Origin of the sequence: Streptomyces sp. NPDC047042 (genome assembly GCF_040644035.1) — a bacterium.
Lineage (GTDB): Bacteria > Actinomycetota > Actinomycetes > Streptomycetales > Streptomycetaceae > Streptomyces.
This window is the reverse complement of sequence record NZ_JBEYVP010000011.1, coordinates 229,192-247,428: the sequence shown is the minus strand read 5'-3', so window position 1 is coordinate 247,428 and position 18,237 is coordinate 229,192. Positions and strand designations below refer to the sequence as shown.

Here is an 18,237-nt window from a genome sequence, read left to right as displayed (position 1 = left end):
TGGGCTCGTCCGGCCTGTGGACCCCGTTTGGCGCGCGCGTCCTCGGGTCCCTGGGTTCGGCCCGTCGGGCTGTGGGCTCGTCCGGTTGGTGAGACAGGTGTCAATGGGGGTGACGGTCATGTCATCTCCTGCCATCATGGGCCGGTGGGTACGTCAGTGAGTGGTGAGGTCGGTCGGGGCAGGAGTGTCGGGCTCGGGCTCGCGCTGCTGTCGGCGGTTGCGTTCGGGGGGTCCGGGGTCGCGGCCAAGCCGTTGATCGAGGCGGGCCTCGATCCGCTGCACGTCGTGTGGCTGCGCGTGGCGGGCGCCGCGCTCGTGATGCTGCCCCTGGCCGTACGGCACCGCGCCCTGGTCCGGAGTCGGCCCGCGCTGCTCGCCGGGTTCGGGCTGCTCGCCGTGGCCGGCGTCCAGGCCTGCTACTTCGCCGCGATATCCCGGATTCCCGTCGGTGTCGCCCTGCTCGTCGAGTACCTCGCACCCGCCCTCGTGCTGGGCTGGGTGCGGTTCGTCCAGCGGCGGCCCGTGACCCGTGCCGCGGCGCTCGGGGTCGTCCTCGCCGTCGGCGGGCTCGCCTGTGTCGTGGAGGTGTGGTCCGGGATCGGCTTCGACGCGACGGGGCTGCTGCTCGCCCTTGCCGCCGCCTGCTGCCAGGTCTGCTACTTCGTCCTGTCCGACCAGGGCAGCGAAGCGGGGAACGAGGCACCCGACCCCCTCGGTGTCATCGCGTACGGCCTTCTCGTCGGCACCCTCGTGCTGACCGTCGTGGCGCGTCCTTGGCAGATGGAGTGGTCCGTGCTCGCCGGAAGCGCACATATGGACGGCACACCCGTCGCCGCCGGGCTGCTGCTCGGCTGGCTCGTGCTGGTCGCCACGGTCGTCGCGTACGTCACCGGTGTGGTCTCCGTGCGGCGGCTGTCGCCGCAGGTCGCCGGGGTCGTGGCCTGTCTCGAGGCGGTCATCGCCACCGTGCTGGCCTGGGTGCTGCTGGGCGAGCATCTGTCGGCGCCGCAGATCGTCGGGGGCGCCGTGGTGCTCCTGGGCGCGTTCATCGCACAGTCGTCCACGCCCGCCAAGGGGTCGGCGGAGCCGGTCGCCCGGGGGCCCGAAAAAGAGGTGGCGGCCCCCCGTACCGCCGCCTAGGGTCGCGATCATGCACGCGCGCGTACTCGTCCTTCCGCCTCCGGCCGCCTGAGCGGGCTTCCCGGAGAACCTGTCCGACGTCTTCCTGTGTCCACGTCGGGCTGAACGGCGCTGCCCGCAGACGAGGTCCGAGGATCCGTGGAGCCCAGAGGGCCCGGGTCCTTTCGTCAACTTCCGCGCGGTGGGCGCTCTTTGGGTGTGTCTCCGCGCGGCTGCGGAGAGACTCCCGTGTCGAATCACGTTTCCGGCTTGCCAATCGGGCGAGGCCTGCTCTTCCTGACCGTCGCCGGCGCCGCCTGGGGCACCGCGGGCGCGGCCGCCTCCCTTGTCTACCGGACGAGTGAGATGGGCCCTGTCGCCCTCTCCTTCTGGCGCTGCGCCGGTGGCTTCGTGCTGCTGATCCTCGCCCGTTCACTGCGCCGCCGTACGGCCACAGACCTCGAGTCGGGGCGCCGTAAGGCCGTCCGCGCCGGGGTCACCGGAATCTCGCTCGCCGTCTTCCAGACCGCGTACTTCGCGTCCGTCCAGGCCACCGGCCTCGCGGTCGCCACCGTTGTCACGCTGGGCGCCGGGCCCGTCCTCATCGCGCTGGGCGCCCGGCTGACCATGGGCGAGCGGCTGGGGGCGGGCGGGATCCTCGCGGTCGCCGGGGCGCTCACCGGGCTCGCCGTGCTCGTGCTGGGTGGCGGCGGCGGTGGCGGTGGCGGTGAGCTGCGGCCGGCGGGTGTCGCATGGGCGGTGCTGTCGGCGTTCGGCTACGCCGTGATGACCCTCCTCACCCGGTGGTGGGGGCGGGCGGGAGCGACGGACGCCTTCGGTACGGCCGTCAGGGCCTTCGGCGTCACGACGCTGTGCCTGCTGCCGTTCGGGCTCGCCGAGGGCCTCCTGCCGCAGACCGACGACCATCTGCGACTCGTCGGCCTGTTGGTGTACGTCGCCGCCGTCCCGACGGCTCTGGCGTACGGGCTGTACTTCGCCGGGGCGGCCGTCGTCCGCGCGGCGACGGTTTCCGTGATCATGCTCCTGGAACCGGTGAGCGCGGCGTTCCTCGCCGTCGCGCTGCTCGACGAGCGGCTGACGACGGCGACCGTCCTGGGCACCCTGCTGATGCTGGGCGCGACGGCGGGGCTCGCGGTGGCGGAGACCCGGGGTGCGGGTGCGCGTGTGGGTGGGGGTGGGAGCGGGGGTGCCGGTGAGATTGCTGGTGTGGATGGAGGTGCGGAGCGGAGGGCGGAATCTCGTTACAGCCCCCGCCTGCGTCGTTGAATCGCCAGCGCCGCCGCGTCCCGTGGTCCGCCGCGTGCCGCCAGGCCGGCCGCGATACGGTCCTGGACCTCCGTCGGCTTCTTCTCGGCGTACTTGAACTTCGCCCGTACGTCCGTCACTTCGAGCCTGATGCCGCGGATACCGGCGAGCATCCGGCCGTACGGCTCCTCGTCCCTCGCCACCCGCGCCGAGCCGCCCTCCGGCTGGAAGTGGCTCATCTGGCGGTTGAGCAGGGCGGCCTTCTCGGTGGGGTCGTCCACGACGTGGGCCGTGCACCGGAGTTGGACGGCCGCGTAGACGCTCGTCGGCGTGCCGTGCTCGGACGGTCCGTCCGGCGCGGCCTGCCACGGTCCGGGGATGAACGCGTAGTCGTCGACCACGCTGAGCAGTACGACCGGGTTTCTCTCCAGCGCGGGCCAGAGGGGGTTCGGGCGGGCCAGATGGGTGACCGCTTCGAGGCGCTCGGCGTCGTACGCGAAGTGCAGTGGCTGGACGTACGGCGCCTCGCCCGGCAGGCCGCTCACCGCGAGCTGGCCGAAGTCGTGGACCGACAGCCACTGTTGCCACTCCGCGTCGTCGCGCGGCGCGTCCCAGGGGTGGATCAGCATCGGGATCAGAGGGCCTCGAGGTAGTCGGGAAGCTGGGTGCCGGGCGCCAACTCGGCGTCGGCGAGCGGGGTTTCGTACCCCTGGCGCAGGGGGACCACGCCGGCCCAGTGGGGGAGTGCGAGGTCCTCGGGCTCGTCGTTCACCCCGCCGGTGCGGGCCTTCGCGGAGACCTCGTCGAGGTCGATGCGGATCACGGCGGTGGCCGCCAGTTCCTTGGCGTTGGCGGGCCGTGAGTCGGCCGAGCGGCCGGCCACGACGTGGTCGACCAGGACGTCCAGGGCCAGGCGCTTCTCGTCGGGGTCCGTCACCTGGTGGGCGATGCCGTGGACGACCACCGAGCGGTAGTTGATCGAGTGATGGAAGGCGGACCGGGCCAGGATCAGGGCGTCCACGTGCGTGACCGTCAGGCAGACCGGCAGACCGGGGTCGGCCTGGCCGGTCATCCGCAGCGGGCGCGAGCCCGTCGAACCGTGCACGTACAGGCGTTCGCCGAGTCGACCGTAGAGCGTCGGCAGCACGACGGGCGCGCCGTCCCTCACGAACCCGAGGTGGCACACATAGCCCGCGTCGAGGATCGCGTGCACCGACTCCTTGTCGTACGAGGCCCTCTTGGCTGAGCGGGTGGGGACCGTGCGGTCGGTGGGCGCGTAGGCGTCGGTCGTGGGCTGCGGGGACGACGGGCCGGCCTCTCGCGATGCCGTCGCCGTCCCTTCCCCTATGGCGTCCTGTGTGGTGCGAGCGTCGTCCTGCGCGGTCCCCGACATCGCCGGTCTCCTTGCCATGGTTATTGCACTAGTGCATAATTAATGTTGTGCTAGGAGAATATCCGATCCAGGGTCGGGGCGCAGCAGAGATTTCCGCGAGCGTCGAACGCGCGGTGGGTGCCGGGGAGCTGGAGCCGGGGCAACTGCTGCCTCCCATGCGGGAGTTGGCCGAGCGGCTCGGGGTGAATCCCAATACCGTCGCCGCCGCCTATCGCACGCTGCGGGAACGCGGGGTCATCGAGACACATGGGCGGCGAGGCAGCCGGGTGCGCTCCAAGCCGGCCACCACCGGGCGCGAGTACATCCGTGTGGAGGTACCGGCCGGGGTGCGGGACGTGGCGCACGGCAACCCCGATCCGGAACTGCTGCCGTCACTGGCGGCGGCGTTCGCGGCGGCGGGCGAGCAGGGCGACCGGGCGCCGGTGCTCTACGGAGACGCCACCGTCGAACCGGAGCTGGCCCGGATCGCCCGCGCCGACCTCGACGCCGACGGCGTGCCGGACGGCCCCCTCGCCGTCACCTCCAGCGCGCTGGACGGCATCGAGCGCGTCCTCGCCGTACATCTCAAGCCCGGTGACACCGTCGCCGTCGAGGACCCCGGCTGGGGCGGGCTGCTGGATCTCGTGCCGGCCCTCGGACTCCGCATGGTCCCGGTGGGTGTCGACGACGAGGGTCCACTCGCCGAAGGGGTACGGCGGGCGCTGGCGGGCGGGGCGCGGGCGCTGATCGTCACGGACCGCGCCCAGAACCCGACCGGGGCCGTGCTGAGCGCCACGCGCGCGCGTGCCCTGCGTGCCGTGCTCCGCGAGTACCCGCAGACCCTGCTCGTCGAGGACGACCACGGCTACCGGATCGTCGACCAGCCCCTCCATCCGCTGGCCGGGGCCACCGGGCACTGGGCGTTCGTCCGCTCGGTCGCCAAGGCGTACGGGCCCGACCTGCGCCTCGCCGTCCTCACGGGGGACGCCGTCACCGTCGACCGTGTCCTGGGGCGGCAGCGGCTCGGGCCCGGATGGGTCAGCCGGCTGCTGCAACGGGCGGTCGTACGGCTGTGGTCCGACAACGCGCTGGACGCGCGAGCGGTCGCTGCGGCGTACGGGCGGCGCCGGGACGCGCTGATCGACGCGCTCGCGCTGCGCGGGGTCGCCGCCCACGGGCGCAGTGGACTGAACGTGTGGATCCCGGTCCCGGACGAGACCGGCGCGGTCGCCCGGCTGCTGCACGCCGGTTGGGCCGTCGCCCCCGGCGCGCGGTTCCGTATGAACGCGCCGTCCGGTATCCGCGTGACCGTCGCGACGCTGACGCGCGAGGAGACGGGGACGCTGGCGGACGCGATCGCCTCGGCGGTGGGGCCGGTGGGGGCGCGTACCTATGTCTGAGGTATCGGGGGTGGGGGGCGGGTGTGGTCGCTTCGCGCTTCTGTGATCGCGATGTTGATTTCGTAGCGTAGGTGGGTAGTTCTCCACTAATTCTCGTAGCATTGCTTACATGTTGAACCTGGAGCGCCTGCGCACCCTCGACGCCCTCGCACGGCACGGCTCGGTCAGCGGGGCGGCCGAAGGGCTGCATGTGACGACTTCGGCCGTCTCGCAGCAGCTGTCCAAGCTGGAGCGGGAAGTGGGGCAGCAGCTCCTCGCCAAGAACGGGCGGGGCGTACGGCTCACCGACGCCGGACGACTGCTCGCCGACCATGCCGCGCGCATCCTGTCCCAGGTCGAGCTCGCCCAGTCGGACCTGGAGGCGCAGCGCGGCAAGGTGGTGGGGGAGTTGCGGCTGTCGGCGTTCCCGACCGCCGCGCGCGGGCTGTTCCCGGCCGCGCTCGCGACCCTGCGTGCGGAGCACCCCGGGTTGCGGCTGCGTTCGTGCGAGCTGGAACCGGAGGCCGGGGTCGCCGGAGTGGTGCGCGGAGACCTGGACCTGGCGGTCGTGCTCGACTGGTACAACAAGCCGTTGGCGCTGCCCGACGGTCTGGTGAAGGCGCCGGTCCTCGACGACCCGGCGGACGTGGCTATGGCGGCCGGCCATCCGCTCGCCGGGCGGAGCGAGGTGGACCTCGAGGAGTTCGCCGAGGACGAGTGGATCACCTGGGGCGAGGGCGAGTTCTGCCACGAGTGGCTGATGTTCACGCTGCGCTCCAAGGGGGTGGAGCCGTGCATCGGGCATCGTGCGGCGGAGACGCATACGCAGCTGGCGCTGGTCGCGGCGGGGCTCGGGGTGTGCATCGCGCCGTTGCTGGGGCGGCATCCTGTGCCTGCGGGGGTTGTCACCGTGCCGCTGCGGCAGCGGGTGCGGCGGCATGTGTATGTGGTCTGGCGGGCCGATGCGGATCGGCGGCCGTCGATCCGGGCGGCCGTGGAGGCGTTGCGGGTGGCGGGGCGGGGGGTGGGGTGCGCGTCGTGAGGGTTTCGCCCCCGCCGCCCCTACCCTTCCCATCCCTGGGGGCTGCCGCCCCCAGACCCCCGCTACGGCCCTGAACGGGCCTTGTCCTCAAACGCCGGACGGGCTGGAACTTTACTGCGGCGGCAGTTTGCGGAAGTCCCAGGAGACGATCTTTTCCGGGGTGAGGCGGATCCAGGCGTGTCTGCCGTCGTGGGGCATTTCGTCCAGGTGGAAGTTCTTGCGGGCGAACAGGGTCTCCGGGACGTCGAGTTCGGCTCGGAGCTCTCCGGTGCGCGGAAACTCGCCGACGAACTCGACGGTTCCGGACAGCTCCACGCCGCGCAGTTCGTCGTACTCCTCGCCGGTGTCCACGACGATCGCGACCCGCTGATCGCGGCGCAGGTCGGTCCAGCGCTTGCTGCGGACCACCGAGTACAGCCACATCGACGTGCCGTCCCAGGCGAACCAGAGCGTGCTCACATGCGGAGCGCCCTCGGCCGACACGGTGGCGACCCGGCATGTGCGCTGGGTCGTCAGGAACTCGTCCAGTTCGCCCGGTGTCATCATGATCTTCCGGCCGCGGCGTTGGGTGGCGGTCATGCGGTCCCCCTCTTGATTCAGTTCGTTCGGTTCGTTCAGTTCGTTCGGTTCTCCCGTGTTGTGTCAGAGGTGATCCTCTGGCACAACGTCAGAAAAGAAAATGGAGGAACGCCATGCCGTCTCACGAACAGCTCAGCGAACTCCTCGACCCCGCGACCACGGTCCTGCTCACCGTCGAGTGCCAGCAGGGCGTCGTCGGACCGGACAGCGCGCTGCCCGAACTCGCCAGGGAGGCGCGGTCGTCGGGCGCGCTCGCCCAGGTCGCGAGGCTGGTCGCCGCCGCCCACGAGACCGGCGTCCAGGTGATCCACGCCATCGCCGAACGCCGTCCGGACGGCCGGGGCGCGAACCACAACGCGCGCCTGTTCCGCGCCGCCGAACGACTCCCCGTCCAGCAGCTCTCGGGCACCACCGCGGTACGCGTCGCACCGCCGATCGAGGTCGCCGACGAGGACTTCGTCGTACGGCGGCTGCACGGACTGTCGCCGATCCAGGGCACCGATGTCGACGCCCTGCTCCGCAACCTGGGCTGTCGCACCCTGATCGTGACCGGGGTCTCCGCCAATGTGGCCATCCCCAACGCCGTGTTCGACGCCGTGAACCGGGGATACACCGTCGTGGTGCCCAAGGACGCCATCGCGGGGGTGCCCTCCGACTACACCGCCGCGATGATCCGCAACACCCTCGCGCTGGTCGCCACGGTCGTGACCAGCGACGAGGTGCTGGCCTGCCTCAAGCGGCCCCGCCGTGCCGGGCGGGGGTGAGGTCGGAAGGCGGAGGGCGGAGGCTCAGGCGAGCGTGATGGAGTCCCCGGACACCTTGATCGACTCGGCGGCGAGAGCCTGGGTCGCGGGGCCCTTCTTCACGCTGCCGTCGGCCACCGAGAACTCGCTCTTGTGGCAGGGGCAGGTGATGACGCCGTCGGTGATACCGGTCACCGCACAGCCCGCGTGGGTGCACTTCGACGAGAACGCCTTGAACGTGCCCGCCGTCGGCTGAGTGACCACCACACCATGGTCCGCGAATATCTTGCCGCCGCCCTCCGGGATGTCGGAGGTCTTCGCCAGCGCGGTGCCGGACGAGTCGTCCTCGGACCCGCACGCGGTCAGCGCGGCGGTGAGCCCCGCTGCGCCGGCCGCCGCCATGACCGTACGACGAGCCGGTCCCGATGCGGGCTGAAGCGAGGCGCTGCTCATGCTGGCGTTTCCTTCCGGAGGCGTTTTTGGATCCGTTCGAAGATACGAACCCTTCGCGCGCGCCGTTCAGGCGGGGCGGGTATCCACAGGAAACGCACACTCGGCACGAGGAAACGCACACTCGGCGCGCGGCGAACAGCAGCGGCCGGGGCCATGGGCGGCCGTCCTCGGTCACTATGCTCGCTTCGTGCCGGAGACCGGAAGCGACGGACGAACCGCTGGTGAAGAGACGGGTGGCCTGGGGACATGCTGAAAGAGGTCACCGCGACCCGCTACATCACGCCCCTGCGTGAAGGGGGTTCGCTGCCGGGGCTCGTCGAGGCCGACGATCTCGGGGCGTACGTCGTGAAGTTCACCGGTGCGGGACAGGGCCGTAAGACGCTCGTCGCCGAGGTCGTCTGCGGTGAACTGGCCCGGCGGCTGGGGCTGCGGGTGCCGGGGCTGGTGACGGTCGTCCTCGACCCGGTGCTGGGGCTCGGCGAGCCCGACCAGGAGGTGCAGGGGCTGCTGAAATCGAGCGGCGGCACCAATCTCGGTATGGATTTCCTGTCGGGGGCGCTCGGCTTCGACCCGCTCGTCTTCGAGGTGGGTGCCGAGGAGGCCGGGCGGGTGGTGTGGTTCGACGCGCTCGTCAACAACGTCGACCGGTCCTGGCGCAACCCCAACCTGCTGATGTGGCGCGGCGACCTGTGGCTCATCGACCACGGCGCCACGATGATCTGGCACCACCACTGGCCCGGCGCCGGGGCCTCGGCCGCCAAGCCGTACGACGTCTCCGAGCACGCGCTCGCGCGGTTCCGCCCGGACATCGCCTCGGCCGCCGCCGAACTGGCGCCGCTGGTCACCGAGGAACTGCTCGCGGAGGTGACCGCCGAGATCCCCGACGAGTGGCTCGCCGACGAACCCGGCTTCGACTCGCCGGACGCGCTCCGGCGCGCCTACGCGGAGCCACTGCTCACGCGCGCGGCCGTCATCCACGAGCGGATCAAGGGACTTGAGGGGGAGAAGTGAGCGAGCGGCATGTCTTCGAGTACGCGTTGTTGCGGGTCGTACCCCGGATCGAACGCGGCGAGTGCTTCAACGCCGGTGTCCTGGTGTACTGCCGTGCCCGGTCCTTCGTGGCCGCGCGCACACATCTGGCGGAGGGCAAACTGCTGGCGCTCGATCCCGGGGCCGACCTGGTCGGTGTGCGGGCCGCGCTGCGGGGCGTCGAAGACGTCTGTGTGGGCGGGAAGGCCGCGGGCCAGGCCGGCCTGGACGACGCGGGGCGGCGCTTTCGCTGGCTGATCGCGCCGCGCTCGACGGTGGTCCAGCCGGGCCCGGTGCACACGGGGCTCACCGCTGATCCGGCCGCCGAGGTGGAGCGGCTGCTCGACCTGCTGGTCAGGTAATGGCTCACACCGGAGTGACAGGACGTTGACACCGGGTGCCAGGACTTCTAGCGTCACGGGTACCGAAGGTACTAAGCGGTCGCTCACCTGTGGGCGTACCGTGGACCGCAGGCTTTTCAAGGGCGAGGAGAACCAGCAATGTCCACCACAGAGCAGCGGGTCGCCGTGGTCACCGGCGGCGCGCGAGGCATCGGCGCCGCGACCGCCGTACGACTGGCGGCGGAGGGCCGTGCCGTCGCGGTGATCGACCTCGACGAGGCCGCCTGCAAGGACACCGTGGAGAAGATCACCGCCGCCGGTGGCAAGGCGATCGCCGTCGGCTGCGACGTCTCCGACGAGGCCCAGGTCGCGGCCGCGGTCGCGCGCATCGCCGAGGAACTGGGCGGACCCACGATCCTCGTCAACAACGCGGGCGTCCTGCGCGACAACCTGCTCTTCAAGATGAGCGTGTCCGACTGGGACACGGTCATGAACGTGCACCTGCGCGGCGCCTTCCTGATGTCGAGGGCCTGTCAGAAGTACATGGTGGACGCCAAGTTCGGCCGGATCGTCAACCTGTCCTCGTCCTCCGCCCAGGGCAACCGCGGCCAGGTCAACTACTCCGCCGCCAAGGCCGGACTCCAGGGCTTCACCAAGACGCTCGCCCTCGAGCTCGGCAAGTTCGGCGTCACCGCGAACGCCGTCGCCCCCGGCTTCATCGCCACCGACATGACCGCCGCCACCGCCGAGCGCGTCGGCATGGGCTTCGAGGACTTCAAGGCCGCCGCCGCGACCCAGATCCCCGTGCAGCGCGTGGGCAACCCCGACGACATCTCCAACGCCATCGCCTTCTTCACGGGCGAGGCCGCCGGATTCGTCTCCGGCCAGGTGCTGTACGTCGCCGGCGGACCGCTCGACTAGGACCGGGGACAGAAGAAATGAGCACTGTGGAACTCTCGGGCAAGGTCGCCCTCATCACCGGCGCCAGCCGGGGCATCGGCTACGGCATCGCCGAGGCGCTGCTCGCGCGCGGTGACCGGGTGTGCATCACCGGCCGCAACGAGGACGCGCTCAAGGAGGCCGTCGAGACGCTCGGCGCCGACCGGGTCATCGGAGTGGCGGGCAAGGCCCACGACGAGGCCCACCAGGCCGTCGCCGTCGAGCGCACCCTGGAAGCCTTCGGACGGGTCGACTTCCTCGTCAACAACGCCGGTACGAACCCGGTGTTCGGGCCGATCGCCGACCTCGACCTCAATGTGGCGCGCAAGGTCTTCGAGACCAACGTCGTCTCCGCGCTCGGCCTCGCCCAGAAGACCTGGCACGCCTGGCAGAAGGAGAACGGCGGCGCGATCGTGAACATCACGTCCGTGGCCGGTCTCTCGGCCTCGCCGTTCATCGGCGCGTACGGCATCAGCAAGGCCGCGATGGACAACCTGACGCTTCAGCTGGCGTACGAGTACGCGCCCGGGGTGCGGGTCAACTCGATCGCCCCGGCGGTCGTGAAGACCAAGTTCGCCCAGGCGCTCTACGAGGGCCGCGAGGAGGAGGCGGCCGCCTCCTACCCGCTCGGCAGGCTCGGCGTGCCCTCCGACATCGGTGGCGCCGCCGCGTTCCTGACCTCGTCCCAGGCCGAGTGGATCACCGGCCAGACCCTCGTGGTCGACGGCGGCATCTTCCTCAAGGCCGGTCACGGCTGACACGGCGGTACGTAATCCGGCGGGCGCTCGTCGTGAGACGGGCGCCCGCTTCCGTACTCAGGGGTCACTGGGGTCACAGGCGTCACAAGGGGCCCCCAGGGCTCCTTCGGCCGCCGATGAATTTGACGTCTCCTTTGCCATTTACCGGAAGATGAGCGGCGAAAAGCTCCTATGTCGACCGCTGCAAACTTATGCGTGTCACCTGACAGAAAAAGCTCCGGTGTCGACGTCCGAGGTCACACCGTCCGGGGGTGGCGTTTTTCGATACGTGCTGATCAAGTGGCCTCCCGGGAGGCTGGACCACCTGGTGGGGCACTGCGGTATGGTCTGCCGACCGTTGGCTTGGTATGGCAGATCGAGGAGCGTGCGCGTGTTCAACCGGAACCGGGGCCTGCGGCAGTTGGCGACGGCCGCGTCCATATCCATGGTCGCCGGATGCGGAGTCTTCTCCTCCGACTCCTCCAACGAGGGCAGGGCGATCGTGGTCGGGACGACCAGTGAGCCCAGCGTGCTGGACCCGGCTGCCTCCTGGGACAACTCGTGGGAGCTGTTCCGCAACGTTCACCAGACGCTGCTGAACTTCGACACCGGCGGGACCGAGCCCAAGCCCGACGCCGCCAAGAGCTGCGCGTTCACCGACAGTTCGAGCACGGTCTACAGCTGTGAGCTGCGCGAGGGACTGAAGTTCTCGGACGGACACGAGCTGGACGCCGAGGCCGTCAAGTACTCCATCGACCGGATCAAGACGATCAACGTCAACGGTGGCCCCGCCGGTCTGCTGACCAGCCTCGAGCGCATCGAGGTGAAGGGCGACCGAGGGATCGTCTTCCATCTGAACCAGCCCGACGCGACCTTCCCCTTCGTGCTCTCCACGCCCGCCATGTCGATCGTGGACCCCGAGGAGTACCCCGCGAAGTCCCTCCGCAAGGACGGCAAGATCAACGGCTCCGGGCCGTACACCCTCAAGTCCTACAAAGAGGGCGACCAGGCCGTTCTGGTCAAGAACGACAACTACAAGGGCATCGCGGACCTCAAGAACGACGCCGTCACCATCCGGTACTTCAAGAACTCGGCCGAGATCGCGGACGCCCTCCGCGACAAGAAGATCGACATCATCTATCGCGGGCTCAGCGCCGACGACATCGTCGACATCCAGGACAACGAGAAGGAGGAGGGGCTCCAGCTCGTCGAGAACCCCACCACCGAGATCAGTTACCTGGTGTTCAACCCCAAGGACCCGTGGTCCGGGAAGCTCTCGGTCCGCAAGGCGATCGCCCAGCTCGTCGACCGTCCGGCGCTCGCGCACAACATCTACAAGGACACCGTCGAGCCGCTGTACTCCATGATCCCCAAGGGGCTGGTCGGCCACACGACGGGCTTCTTCGACAGCTTCGGGACTCCCAGCTCCTCCAAGGCCAGGCAGATCCTGCTGGAGGACGGCGTCACCGAGCGGGTCCCGCTCACCCTCTGGTACACGAGCGACCGCTACGGCTCCCAGACCAAGCCGGCCTTCGAGGAGCTGAAGCGGCAGCTGGAGGACTCCGGCCTGTTCACCGTCACCCTGCAGAGCCGCCCCTGGAAGACCTACGTGGACGGTTACCAGAAGGGCGAGTACCCGGTGTTCGGGCGCGGCTGGTTCCCCGACTTCCCCGACGCCGACAACTTCGTCGCCCCCTTCGTCGGCGAGCAGAACGCGCTCGGTACGCCGTACACCTCGCCCGAGATCACCGGTCAACTGCTGCCCGAGTCACGCCGGGAGAGCGACCGCGGAGCCGTCGGCCCGGAGTTCGAGGAGGCCCAGCAGATCATCCTGAACGACGCCCGTCTGCTGCCGCTGTGGCAGGGCAAGCAGCATGTGGCGGCCAACGAGGACATCGGGGGCGCCGAGGTGTCCATCGACCCGGCGACGATGATGGTCATGTGGGAGCTGTACTGGAAGACCAGCTGGTAGCGGGCTCATGACCCGTTCTCGGTGACCGTTGTCAGTGGGCGCCGGTAGGTTCTTCGGTGAGTGGAACACACCGCACATCGGAGGAAGTTCACGTGACCGACATCGCCATGCTGCCCGAGTCCTGGCGCGGCGTCCTGGGTGACGAGCTGCAGCAGCCCTACTTCAAGGAGCTGACCGAGTTCGTCGAGGAGGAGCGGGCGAAGGGTCCTGTCTATCCTCCGCGCGACGAGGTGTTCGCGGCGCTCGACGCGACCCCCTACGACAAGGTGAAGGTCCTGATCCTCGGTCAGGACCCCTACCACGGCGAGGGACAGGGCCACGGTCTGTGCTTCTCGGTCCGGCCCGGGGTGAAGACGCCGCCCTCGCTCCGCAACATCTACAAGGAGATGAAGGAGGAGCTGGGCACGCCCGTCCCCGACAACGGCTATCTGATGCCGTGGGCCGAGCAGGGCGTGCTGCTGCTCAACGCGGTGCTCACGGTGCGGTCCGGCGAGGCCAACTCGCACAAGGGCAAGGGCTGGGAGAGGTTCACGGACGCGGTGATCCGGGCCGTCGCCGACCGTCCCGACCCGGCGGTCTTCGTGCTGTGGGGCAACTACGCGCAGAAAAAGCTCCCGCTGATCGACGAGGAGCGGCATGTGGTGGTGAAGGGGGCGCATCCCTCGCCGCTCTCGGCGAAGAAGTTCTTCGGCTCACGCCCGTTCACACAGATCAACGAGGCGGTGGCCGGCCAGGGGCACGAGCCGATCGACTGGACCATTCCCGACCTGGGCTGATCCGTCCTGTCGCGGGGCCGGTCCGGTGCCGTACCGGCCCGCCTGACCGGGATTGTCAGTGCCTGCGGTTAGCGTCGGGAAGGACAGCGGGCACAGCGGACAGGGTGGAGGGCGCGGTGGCGGAGCGGCAGGAACAGGTGGCGCCGGAGGCCATGATGACCCGGATCGGACAGGCCGTCATGCTGCATCACGGCGGTGACCGCGAGGAGGCCCGGGACCGCTTCCTCGGGCTGTGGGCGGAGATCGGCGAGCACGGCGACCCGTTGCACCGCTGCACCCTGGCGCACTACATGGCCGACACCCAGGACGACCCCTCGGACGAACTGGCGTGGGACCTGAGAGCGCTGTCGGCGGCGGAGGAACTGTCGGACGAGCGCGTCGCGGAGGTCGTCCGGCACGAAGGAGCGCTCGCGGTGCGCGCCCTCTACCCCTCGCTGCACCTGAACCTGGCCGCCGACTACGTGAAGCTGGACCGCCCCGAAGCCGCCCGCACCCACCTCCGTCGCGCTCGCGGCGCGGCCGACGCCCTGGGCGACGACAGTTACGGCGACGGGGTCAGAGCGGCCATCGGGCGGCTGGAGTCGCGACTTGGCGAGGAAGAACCCTCCGGCGGGTCGGACGGCAGTCCGGGCGGCGGACCGGAAGGGGATTCCTGGGGGCCGCCGAGACAGCGGCCCTGAGGTTCGGACGGTCACGGAGCCGACGGGAGCCGACGGGAGCTAACGCCCGTACGTCTCCTTGCAGATGACTGCCTCCGGGCTGTCCTTGCCCCAGCCGCCGTACTTCCTGCCGAGGGCGCACACGTCCGTGTTCTCGCGTACCGGACGGGACATCTCGGGAAGCTCGACGCGCGGCTGGGTGTGGCGGCGCTCCGGCTTCGGCGGACGCTGCTTCGGCTTCGACCGGCGCGGCGGCGGAGGAGGTGCCGGAGCGGCGGCCGGTGGCGGCGCGGGCGTGGCGGCGGCCGGGTAGTGCCGCTCCACCGGCGCCCGCGGCGCTCGCTGGGCCTGTGTGGGCCCTCGCTCGGGGCCGATGAGCTCCAGTGCCTCCCGGGCGGGCGCCTGCACGATCTGCGGTTCGGCCCTGCCGACCGGGCTCGGCGGCACCGACGGCTGGGACGGTGCCGGGGGCGGCGGGGGCGGGCCGGGCGCGGACGGGTGCTGGACCGTGACGCAGCCGGCGAGGGCCGTGACAGCCACGGTGACCAGAAGCGATGCGGTGGTCGTCGTTCGATGCACCCGCGCAACTCTGCTGTGTCCGGCCCGATTTGATACCGCGGACAAGCGCAGGATGCCCCACTCGAGTGATCTCCGGCCCCTTACGGAGGGTGCGCGACGACCCCGGCTGACGGTCGTCACCGTCCCGAGGCGCGCCGCCCGCAGGCCCGGCTCAGTCGCCGGTCGCTCCGTCGAGGCGCTCGCGGAGCAGGTCGGCGTGGCCGTTGTGACGGGCGTACTCCTCGATCATGTGCGTGTAGAGCCAACGCAGGCTGAACGGGTCGTCGCTGTGCCGGCTTCTGCCCTTCGAGAGGTCGTCGAGACCGAACTGAGCGGCATTGCGCCGGGCGACCTCGATCTCCGCCTGCCAGGTGCCGTACGCCTCGTCCCAGGTGTCCGCCTCGGTCAGATGGAACTCGCCGTCCGGGTCCTCCTCGGAGAAGTAGATCGGGCCGGGGTTGTCGTCCACGAGGACCCTGCGGAACCAGATGCGCTCGACCTCCGCCATGTGCCGTACCAGGCCCATCAAGGACAGTTCGGAGGGCTCCACCGAGGCGGTTCTGAGCTGGGCGTCGGTCAGGCCCTCGCACTTCCACGCCAGGGTCTGGCGGTGGTAGTCCAGCCAGCCCTCCAGCATGGTGCGCTCGTCGGCGTTCTGGGCGGGTTCACTGCGCGGCGCCTGTGTCGTCATGCACGCATGATCGCCTACCGCGGCCGCCCCCACCACGGGTTTTCCACCGGGCCCGGCCGCTCTGCGAGCCCTGTGGCCGCCGTATGCTTCCGGATGACCCCGGCAGGCAACCGTTGAAGGAGACCACCGTGAAGGTCGGCTGCATCGGACTCGGTGACATCGCGCAGAAGGCGTATCTGCCAGTACTGGGCATGCGGCCCGAGGTCGAACTGCATCTGCACACACGGACGCCAGGGACACTCACCCGCGTCGCCGACGGTCTGCGCCTGCCGGCCGGGCAGCGTCACGCCGACCTCGACGCACTGATCGCCGAGGGCCTCGACGCGGCCTTCGTGCACGCGCCCACCGTGGTGCACCCGGAGATCGTGACCAGGTTGCTCGAGGCGGGCGTACCGACGTTCGTCGACAAGCCGCTCGCATACGAACTCGCCGAGTCGGAGCGGCTGGTGAGGCTGGCGGAGGAACGTGCCGTCTCGCTCGCCGTCGGGTTCAACCGGCGGTTCGCGCCCGGGTACACGCAGTGCGCCGATCATCCGCGCGAGCTGATCCTGATGCAGAAGAACCGCATCGGGCTGCCCGAGGAGCCCCGCGCGATGATCCTCGACGACTTCATCCACGTCGTGGACACGCTGCGGTTCCTGGTGCCGGGGCAGGTCGACGACATGACCGTGCGCGCCCGCGTCGAGGACGGGCTGCTGCACCATGTGGTGCTCCAGCTCTCCGGGGACGGTTTCACCGCGCTCGGGGTGATGAACCGGCTCAGCGGTTCGGCCGAGGAGATCCTCGAGGTCTCCGGGCAGGACACCAAGCGTCAGGTGGTCAACCTCGCCGAGGTCATCGACCACAAGGGACAGCCGACGCTGCGGCGACGCGGCGACTGGGTGCCGGTTGCCCGGCAGCGCGGCATCGAACAGGTGGTGCTCGCCTTCCTCGACGCCGTGCGCGCGGGCAAGGTGCTCAGCGCCCGGGACGCACTGGCGACTCATGAACTGTGCGAGCGGGTGGTACGAGCGGTGGGGGAGCGGACCGCCGCCGCCTGAGCAGGCCCAGCCCCTCGACGGCACCCCCGACGACAAGGACGAGCACCGCCGCGTGCACCGTCCAGTCGCCGAAGCGGACGTACGCCGTGACACCCCGGGCCAGCGGGATGTCGTACACCGTCGTGGTGCTCGCGTCGGTGCCGAGCCAGGAGCCGACGCGCTCGCCCCTCGGGCCGTAGACGGCGGAGACGCCGGTCAGCGTGGCGTGCACCATGGGCCGGCCGGTCTCGGCGGCGCGCAGGGCCGCGATCGACGCGTGCTGCTCGGGGGCCCAGCTGTGCTGGAACGACGAGGTCGACGACTGCGCGACGAGCAACTGGGCGCCGTCCTGGGCGAGATGACGGCTCATGTCCGGGAACGCGGACTCGAAGCAGACCATGGGCCCGATGCGCAGCCCGTGCCCGACGTTCATCACCACCTGCTCGCTGCCGCGCCTGCGGTCCTCGCCCGCCGCCTTGCCGACGGAGGTGGCCCAGCCCAGCAGTGAACGCGCCGGGATGTACTCACCGAAGGGCACGAGCCGCATCTTGTCGTACCGGTCGCCGGTGGGACCGTCCGGGCCGACGAGCACCGAGCTCTTGTAGATGCCGGGCCGGTCGGAGCGCCTGGCGTCCACATTGACGAGGATGTCGGTGCCGGTCGCGCGGGAGAGCGACGCGAGCCGTTCGGCCAGGTCGGGGCGGTCGGCGAGGTCGTAACCGACGCTGCTCTCGCCCCAGACGACCAGATCGAGGTCCTGGCCGGCCAGTCGGCGGGTGAGCGCCTCCTCGAGCGCGAACCGTTTCTCCGCGCTGTCGGCCCCGCCGACGACGCCCGGCTGGACGACGGCGATCCGCACCCGGCCGTCCACCTCCGGACGCGGTGACCACACCCAGGCCGCGGAGGTGACGGCGGCGGTAGCGACGAGCCCGGCCACGGCAGGGACCCTGGACTCGCGCACCGCGACCAGGACGGCGACCGCCACGTTCACGGCCACCACCAGGAAGCTCAGCAGCCACACCCCGCCGACCGAGGCGAGCCGCAGCGCGGGCGCCACCTGCCATTGGCTGGATCCGATCATGCCCCAAGGCCCGCCGAGCCCCTGCCACGACCGGACGAGCTCCACCATGAGCCATCCCGAAGGCAGCACGACCAGCCCGGCGGCGATCCGCCCCACTGAGGCGCGGCCCGCCAGGAACCGCCGGACGAGCAGTCCCCAGGGCGCCCACAGCGCGCCCAGCAGCGCCGCGAGGACGAAAATGAAGACATTGAGGCTCGGCAGCAGCCAGTGATGCACGGCCAGCATGAACCCGAAGCCGCCGAACCAGCCGTCGTACGCCGCCCGTTTGGCGGTCGGGGCGGAGCGGACGAGCAGAATCCAGGGCACGAGCGCGACGTAGGCGAACCACCAGAGCGCCGGGGCCGGGAAGGCGAGCATCGGCAGGGCACCGGCCAGCGCGGCGGCGAGGGAACGGCGCCAGGGGGAGGCGATCCAGTGGCCGGGCAGTTTCATACGGCGCCTCCTACCAGTCGGTTCCCCGGGATCACCGGGTCAACTACCCA

At 70.5% G+C, this 18,237-nt stretch carries 20 protein-coding genes; 13 read left to right on the top strand and 7 right to left on the bottom strand.

What is annotated here, in order from left to right; translation table 11 throughout:
- Positions 1–144 precede the first annotated feature (144 nt).
- Together ABZ855_RS15555 and ABZ855_RS15550 are read left to right on the top strand one after the other, a co-directional pair.
- The gene (locus tag ABZ855_RS15555) at positions 145–1,140 is read left to right on the top strand and encodes an EamA family transporter (RefSeq protein ID WP_360806884.1); all 996 of its coding nucleotides are present in this window, start codon (positions 145–147) and stop codon (positions 1,138–1,140) included.
- 228 nt (positions 1,141–1,368) lie between these two features.
- Positions 1,369–2,406: an EamA family transporter gene (locus ABZ855_RS15550; RefSeq protein WP_360806882.1), complete on the top strand. Its 1,038-nt coding sequence runs from the start codon at positions 1,369–1,371 to the stop codon at positions 2,404–2,406.
- Here the strand turns inward: ABZ855_RS15550 and ABZ855_RS15545 are convergent.
- Both ABZ855_RS15545 and ABZ855_RS15540 read right to left on the bottom strand, forming a co-directional pair.
- Positions 2,382–3,014, bottom strand: coding sequence for an FMN-binding negative transcriptional regulator (locus ABZ855_RS15545; protein ID WP_360806880.1), 633 nt, complete (start codon positions 3,012–3,014; stop codon positions 2,382–2,384). The genes ABZ855_RS15550 and ABZ855_RS15545 overlap by 25 nt on opposite strands.
- 5 nt (positions 3,015–3,019) lie before the next feature.
- Positions 3,020–3,778, bottom strand: a complete 759-nt coding sequence (locus ABZ855_RS15540; RefSeq protein WP_360806878.1) for a pyridoxamine 5'-phosphate oxidase family protein — start codon at positions 3,776–3,778, stop codon at positions 3,020–3,022.
- Between the two features lie 47 nt (positions 3,779–3,825).
- On the opposite strand from ABZ855_RS15540, the gene ABZ855_RS15535 reads away from it, so the two are divergent.
- Positions 3,826–5,157, top strand: coding sequence for an aminotransferase class I/II-fold pyridoxal phosphate-dependent enzyme (locus ABZ855_RS15535; protein WP_360806876.1), 1,332 nt, complete (start codon positions 3,826–3,828; stop codon positions 5,155–5,157).
- A 109-nt stretch (positions 5,158–5,266) separates the two neighbouring features.
- Entirely contained in the window at positions 5,267–6,178 is a 912-nt protein-coding gene (locus ABZ855_RS15530) for a LysR family transcriptional regulator (RefSeq protein WP_360806874.1), read from the top strand.
- 111 nt (positions 6,179–6,289) lie between these two features.
- Here ABZ855_RS15530 and ABZ855_RS15525 read toward each other — a convergent pair whose 3' ends face one another.
- Positions 6,290–6,757 (bottom strand): pyridoxamine 5'-phosphate oxidase family protein, encoded by a 468-nt coding sequence (locus ABZ855_RS15525; protein WP_319213674.1) that lies wholly within the window; start codon positions 6,755–6,757, stop codon positions 6,290–6,292.
- Between the two features lie 113 nt (positions 6,758–6,870).
- Between ABZ855_RS15525 and ABZ855_RS15520 the strand changes: the two genes are divergently transcribed.
- Positions 6,871–7,521, top strand: a complete 651-nt coding sequence (locus ABZ855_RS15520; RefSeq protein ID WP_360806871.1) for a cysteine hydrolase — start codon at positions 6,871–6,873, stop codon at positions 7,519–7,521.
- 24 nt (positions 7,522–7,545) lie between these two features.
- Here the strand turns inward: ABZ855_RS15520 and ABZ855_RS15515 are convergent, their stop codons facing one another.
- Positions 7,546–7,953: a Rieske (2Fe-2S) protein gene (locus tag ABZ855_RS15515; RefSeq protein ID WP_360806869.1), complete on the bottom strand. Its 408-nt coding sequence runs from the start codon at positions 7,951–7,953 to the stop codon at positions 7,546–7,548.
- A gap of 246 nt (positions 7,954–8,199) precedes the next feature.
- Here ABZ855_RS15515 and ABZ855_RS15510 point away from each other — a divergent pair, with 246 nt between their 5' ends.
- The 7 genes from ABZ855_RS15510 to ABZ855_RS15480 all read left to right on the top strand — a co-directional run bounded on the left by ABZ855_RS15510 (position 8,200) and on the right by ABZ855_RS15480 (position 14,427).
- Complete coding sequence (locus tag ABZ855_RS15510; RefSeq protein ID WP_360806867.1) at positions 8,200–8,964, top strand: HipA family kinase; 765 nt, start codon at positions 8,200–8,202, stop codon at positions 8,962–8,964.
- Complete coding sequence (locus tag ABZ855_RS15505; protein ID WP_360806864.1) at positions 8,961–9,344, top strand: DUF3037 domain-containing protein; 384 nt, start codon at positions 8,961–8,963, stop codon at positions 9,342–9,344. The genes ABZ855_RS15510 and ABZ855_RS15505 overlap by 4 nt, the downstream gene beginning before the upstream one ends.
- A gap of 138 nt (positions 9,345–9,482) precedes the next feature.
- The gene (fabG, locus tag ABZ855_RS15500) at positions 9,483–10,244 is read left to right on the top strand and encodes a 3-oxoacyl-ACP reductase FabG (protein ID WP_319213684.1); all 762 of its coding nucleotides are present in this window, start codon (positions 9,483–9,485) and stop codon (positions 10,242–10,244) included.
- Between the two features lie 17 nt (positions 10,245–10,261).
- Positions 10,262–11,020, top strand: a complete 759-nt coding sequence (locus ABZ855_RS15495) for an SDR family oxidoreductase (RefSeq protein WP_360806861.1) — start codon at positions 10,262–10,264, stop codon at positions 11,018–11,020.
- A 370-nt stretch (positions 11,021–11,390) separates the two neighbouring features.
- Complete coding sequence (locus ABZ855_RS15490) at positions 11,391–12,971, top strand: ABC transporter substrate-binding protein (protein WP_360806858.1); 1,581 nt, start codon at positions 11,391–11,393, stop codon at positions 12,969–12,971.
- A 92-nt stretch (positions 12,972–13,063) separates the two neighbouring features.
- Complete coding sequence (locus ABZ855_RS15485; RefSeq protein WP_360806855.1) at positions 13,064–13,747, top strand: uracil-DNA glycosylase; 684 nt, start codon at positions 13,064–13,066, stop codon at positions 13,745–13,747.
- 116 nt (positions 13,748–13,863) lie between these two features.
- A complete protein-coding gene (locus ABZ855_RS15480; protein WP_360806852.1) occupies positions 13,864–14,427 on the top strand; it encodes a hypothetical protein in 564 nt (187 codons plus the stop codon).
- Positions 14,428–14,466: 39 nt separating this feature from the next.
- On the opposite strand, the gene ABZ855_RS15475 is transcribed toward ABZ855_RS15480, so the two are convergent.
- Together ABZ855_RS15475 and ABZ855_RS15470 are read right to left on the bottom strand one after the other, a co-directional pair.
- On the bottom strand, positions 14,467–14,985 hold the full coding sequence (locus ABZ855_RS15475; RefSeq protein WP_360806849.1) for a hypothetical protein: 519 nt from the start codon (positions 14,983–14,985) through the stop codon (positions 14,467–14,469).
- 151 nt (positions 14,986–15,136) lie between these two features.
- A complete protein-coding gene (locus tag ABZ855_RS15470) occupies positions 15,137–15,655 on the bottom strand; it encodes a DinB family protein (protein ID WP_360806846.1) in 519 nt (172 codons plus the stop codon).
- 128 nt (positions 15,656–15,783) lie between these two features.
- On the opposite strand from ABZ855_RS15470, the gene ABZ855_RS15465 reads away from it, so the two are divergent.
- A complete protein-coding gene (locus ABZ855_RS15465; RefSeq protein ID WP_360806843.1) occupies positions 15,784–16,695 on the top strand; it encodes a Gfo/Idh/MocA family oxidoreductase in 912 nt (303 codons plus the stop codon).
- Here ABZ855_RS15465 and lnt read toward each other — a convergent pair.
- Positions 16,613–18,187 carry an apolipoprotein N-acyltransferase gene (gene lnt, locus ABZ855_RS15460; protein ID WP_360806841.1) on the bottom strand — a complete coding sequence of 525 codons (1,575 nt, stop codon included), beginning with the start codon at positions 18,185–18,187 and terminating at the stop codon, positions 16,613–16,615. The two genes, ABZ855_RS15465 and lnt, sit on opposite strands and share 83 nt — an antisense overlap.
- Positions 18,188–18,237: the final 50 nt, after the last annotated feature.

What these genes read in the sequence shown, in the direction of transcription:
- ABZ855_RS15545 (WP_360806880.1), bottom strand. Translation starts at nt 3,014, where the DNA reads ATGCTGATCCACCCCTGGGACGCGCCGCGCGACGACGCGGAGTGGCAA.
- ABZ855_RS15540 (WP_360806878.1), bottom strand. Translation starts at nt 3,778, where the DNA reads ATGTCGGGGACCGCGCAGGACGACGCTCGCACCACACAGGACGCCATA.
- ABZ855_RS15530 (WP_360806874.1), top strand. Translation starts at nt 5,267, where the DNA reads ATGTTGAACCTGGAGCGCCTGCGCACCCTCGACGCCCTCGCACGGCAC.
- ABZ855_RS15525 (WP_319213674.1), bottom strand. Translation starts at nt 6,757, where the DNA reads ATGACCGCCACCCAACGCCGCGGCCGGAAGATCATGATGACACCGGGC.
- ABZ855_RS15520 (WP_360806871.1), top strand. Translation starts at nt 6,871, where the DNA reads ATGCCGTCTCACGAACAGCTCAGCGAACTCCTCGACCCCGCGACCACG.
- ABZ855_RS15515 (WP_360806869.1), bottom strand. Translation starts at nt 7,953, where the DNA reads ATGAGCAGCGCCTCGCTTCAGCCCGCATCGGGACCGGCTCGTCGTACG.
- ABZ855_RS15510 (WP_360806867.1), top strand. Translation starts at nt 8,200, where the DNA reads ATGCTGAAAGAGGTCACCGCGACCCGCTACATCACGCCCCTGCGTGAA.
- fabG (WP_319213684.1), top strand. Translation starts at nt 9,483, where the DNA reads ATGTCCACCACAGAGCAGCGGGTCGCCGTGGTCACCGGCGGCGCGCGA.
- ABZ855_RS15495 (WP_360806861.1), top strand. Translation starts at nt 10,262, where the DNA reads ATGAGCACTGTGGAACTCTCGGGCAAGGTCGCCCTCATCACCGGCGCC.
- ABZ855_RS15470 (WP_360806846.1), bottom strand. Translation starts at nt 15,655, where the DNA reads ATGACGACACAGGCGCCGCGCAGTGAACCCGCCCAGAACGCCGACGAG.
- lnt (WP_360806841.1), bottom strand. Translation starts at nt 18,187, where the DNA reads ATGAAACTGCCCGGCCACTGGATCGCCTCCCCCTGGCGCCGTTCCCTC.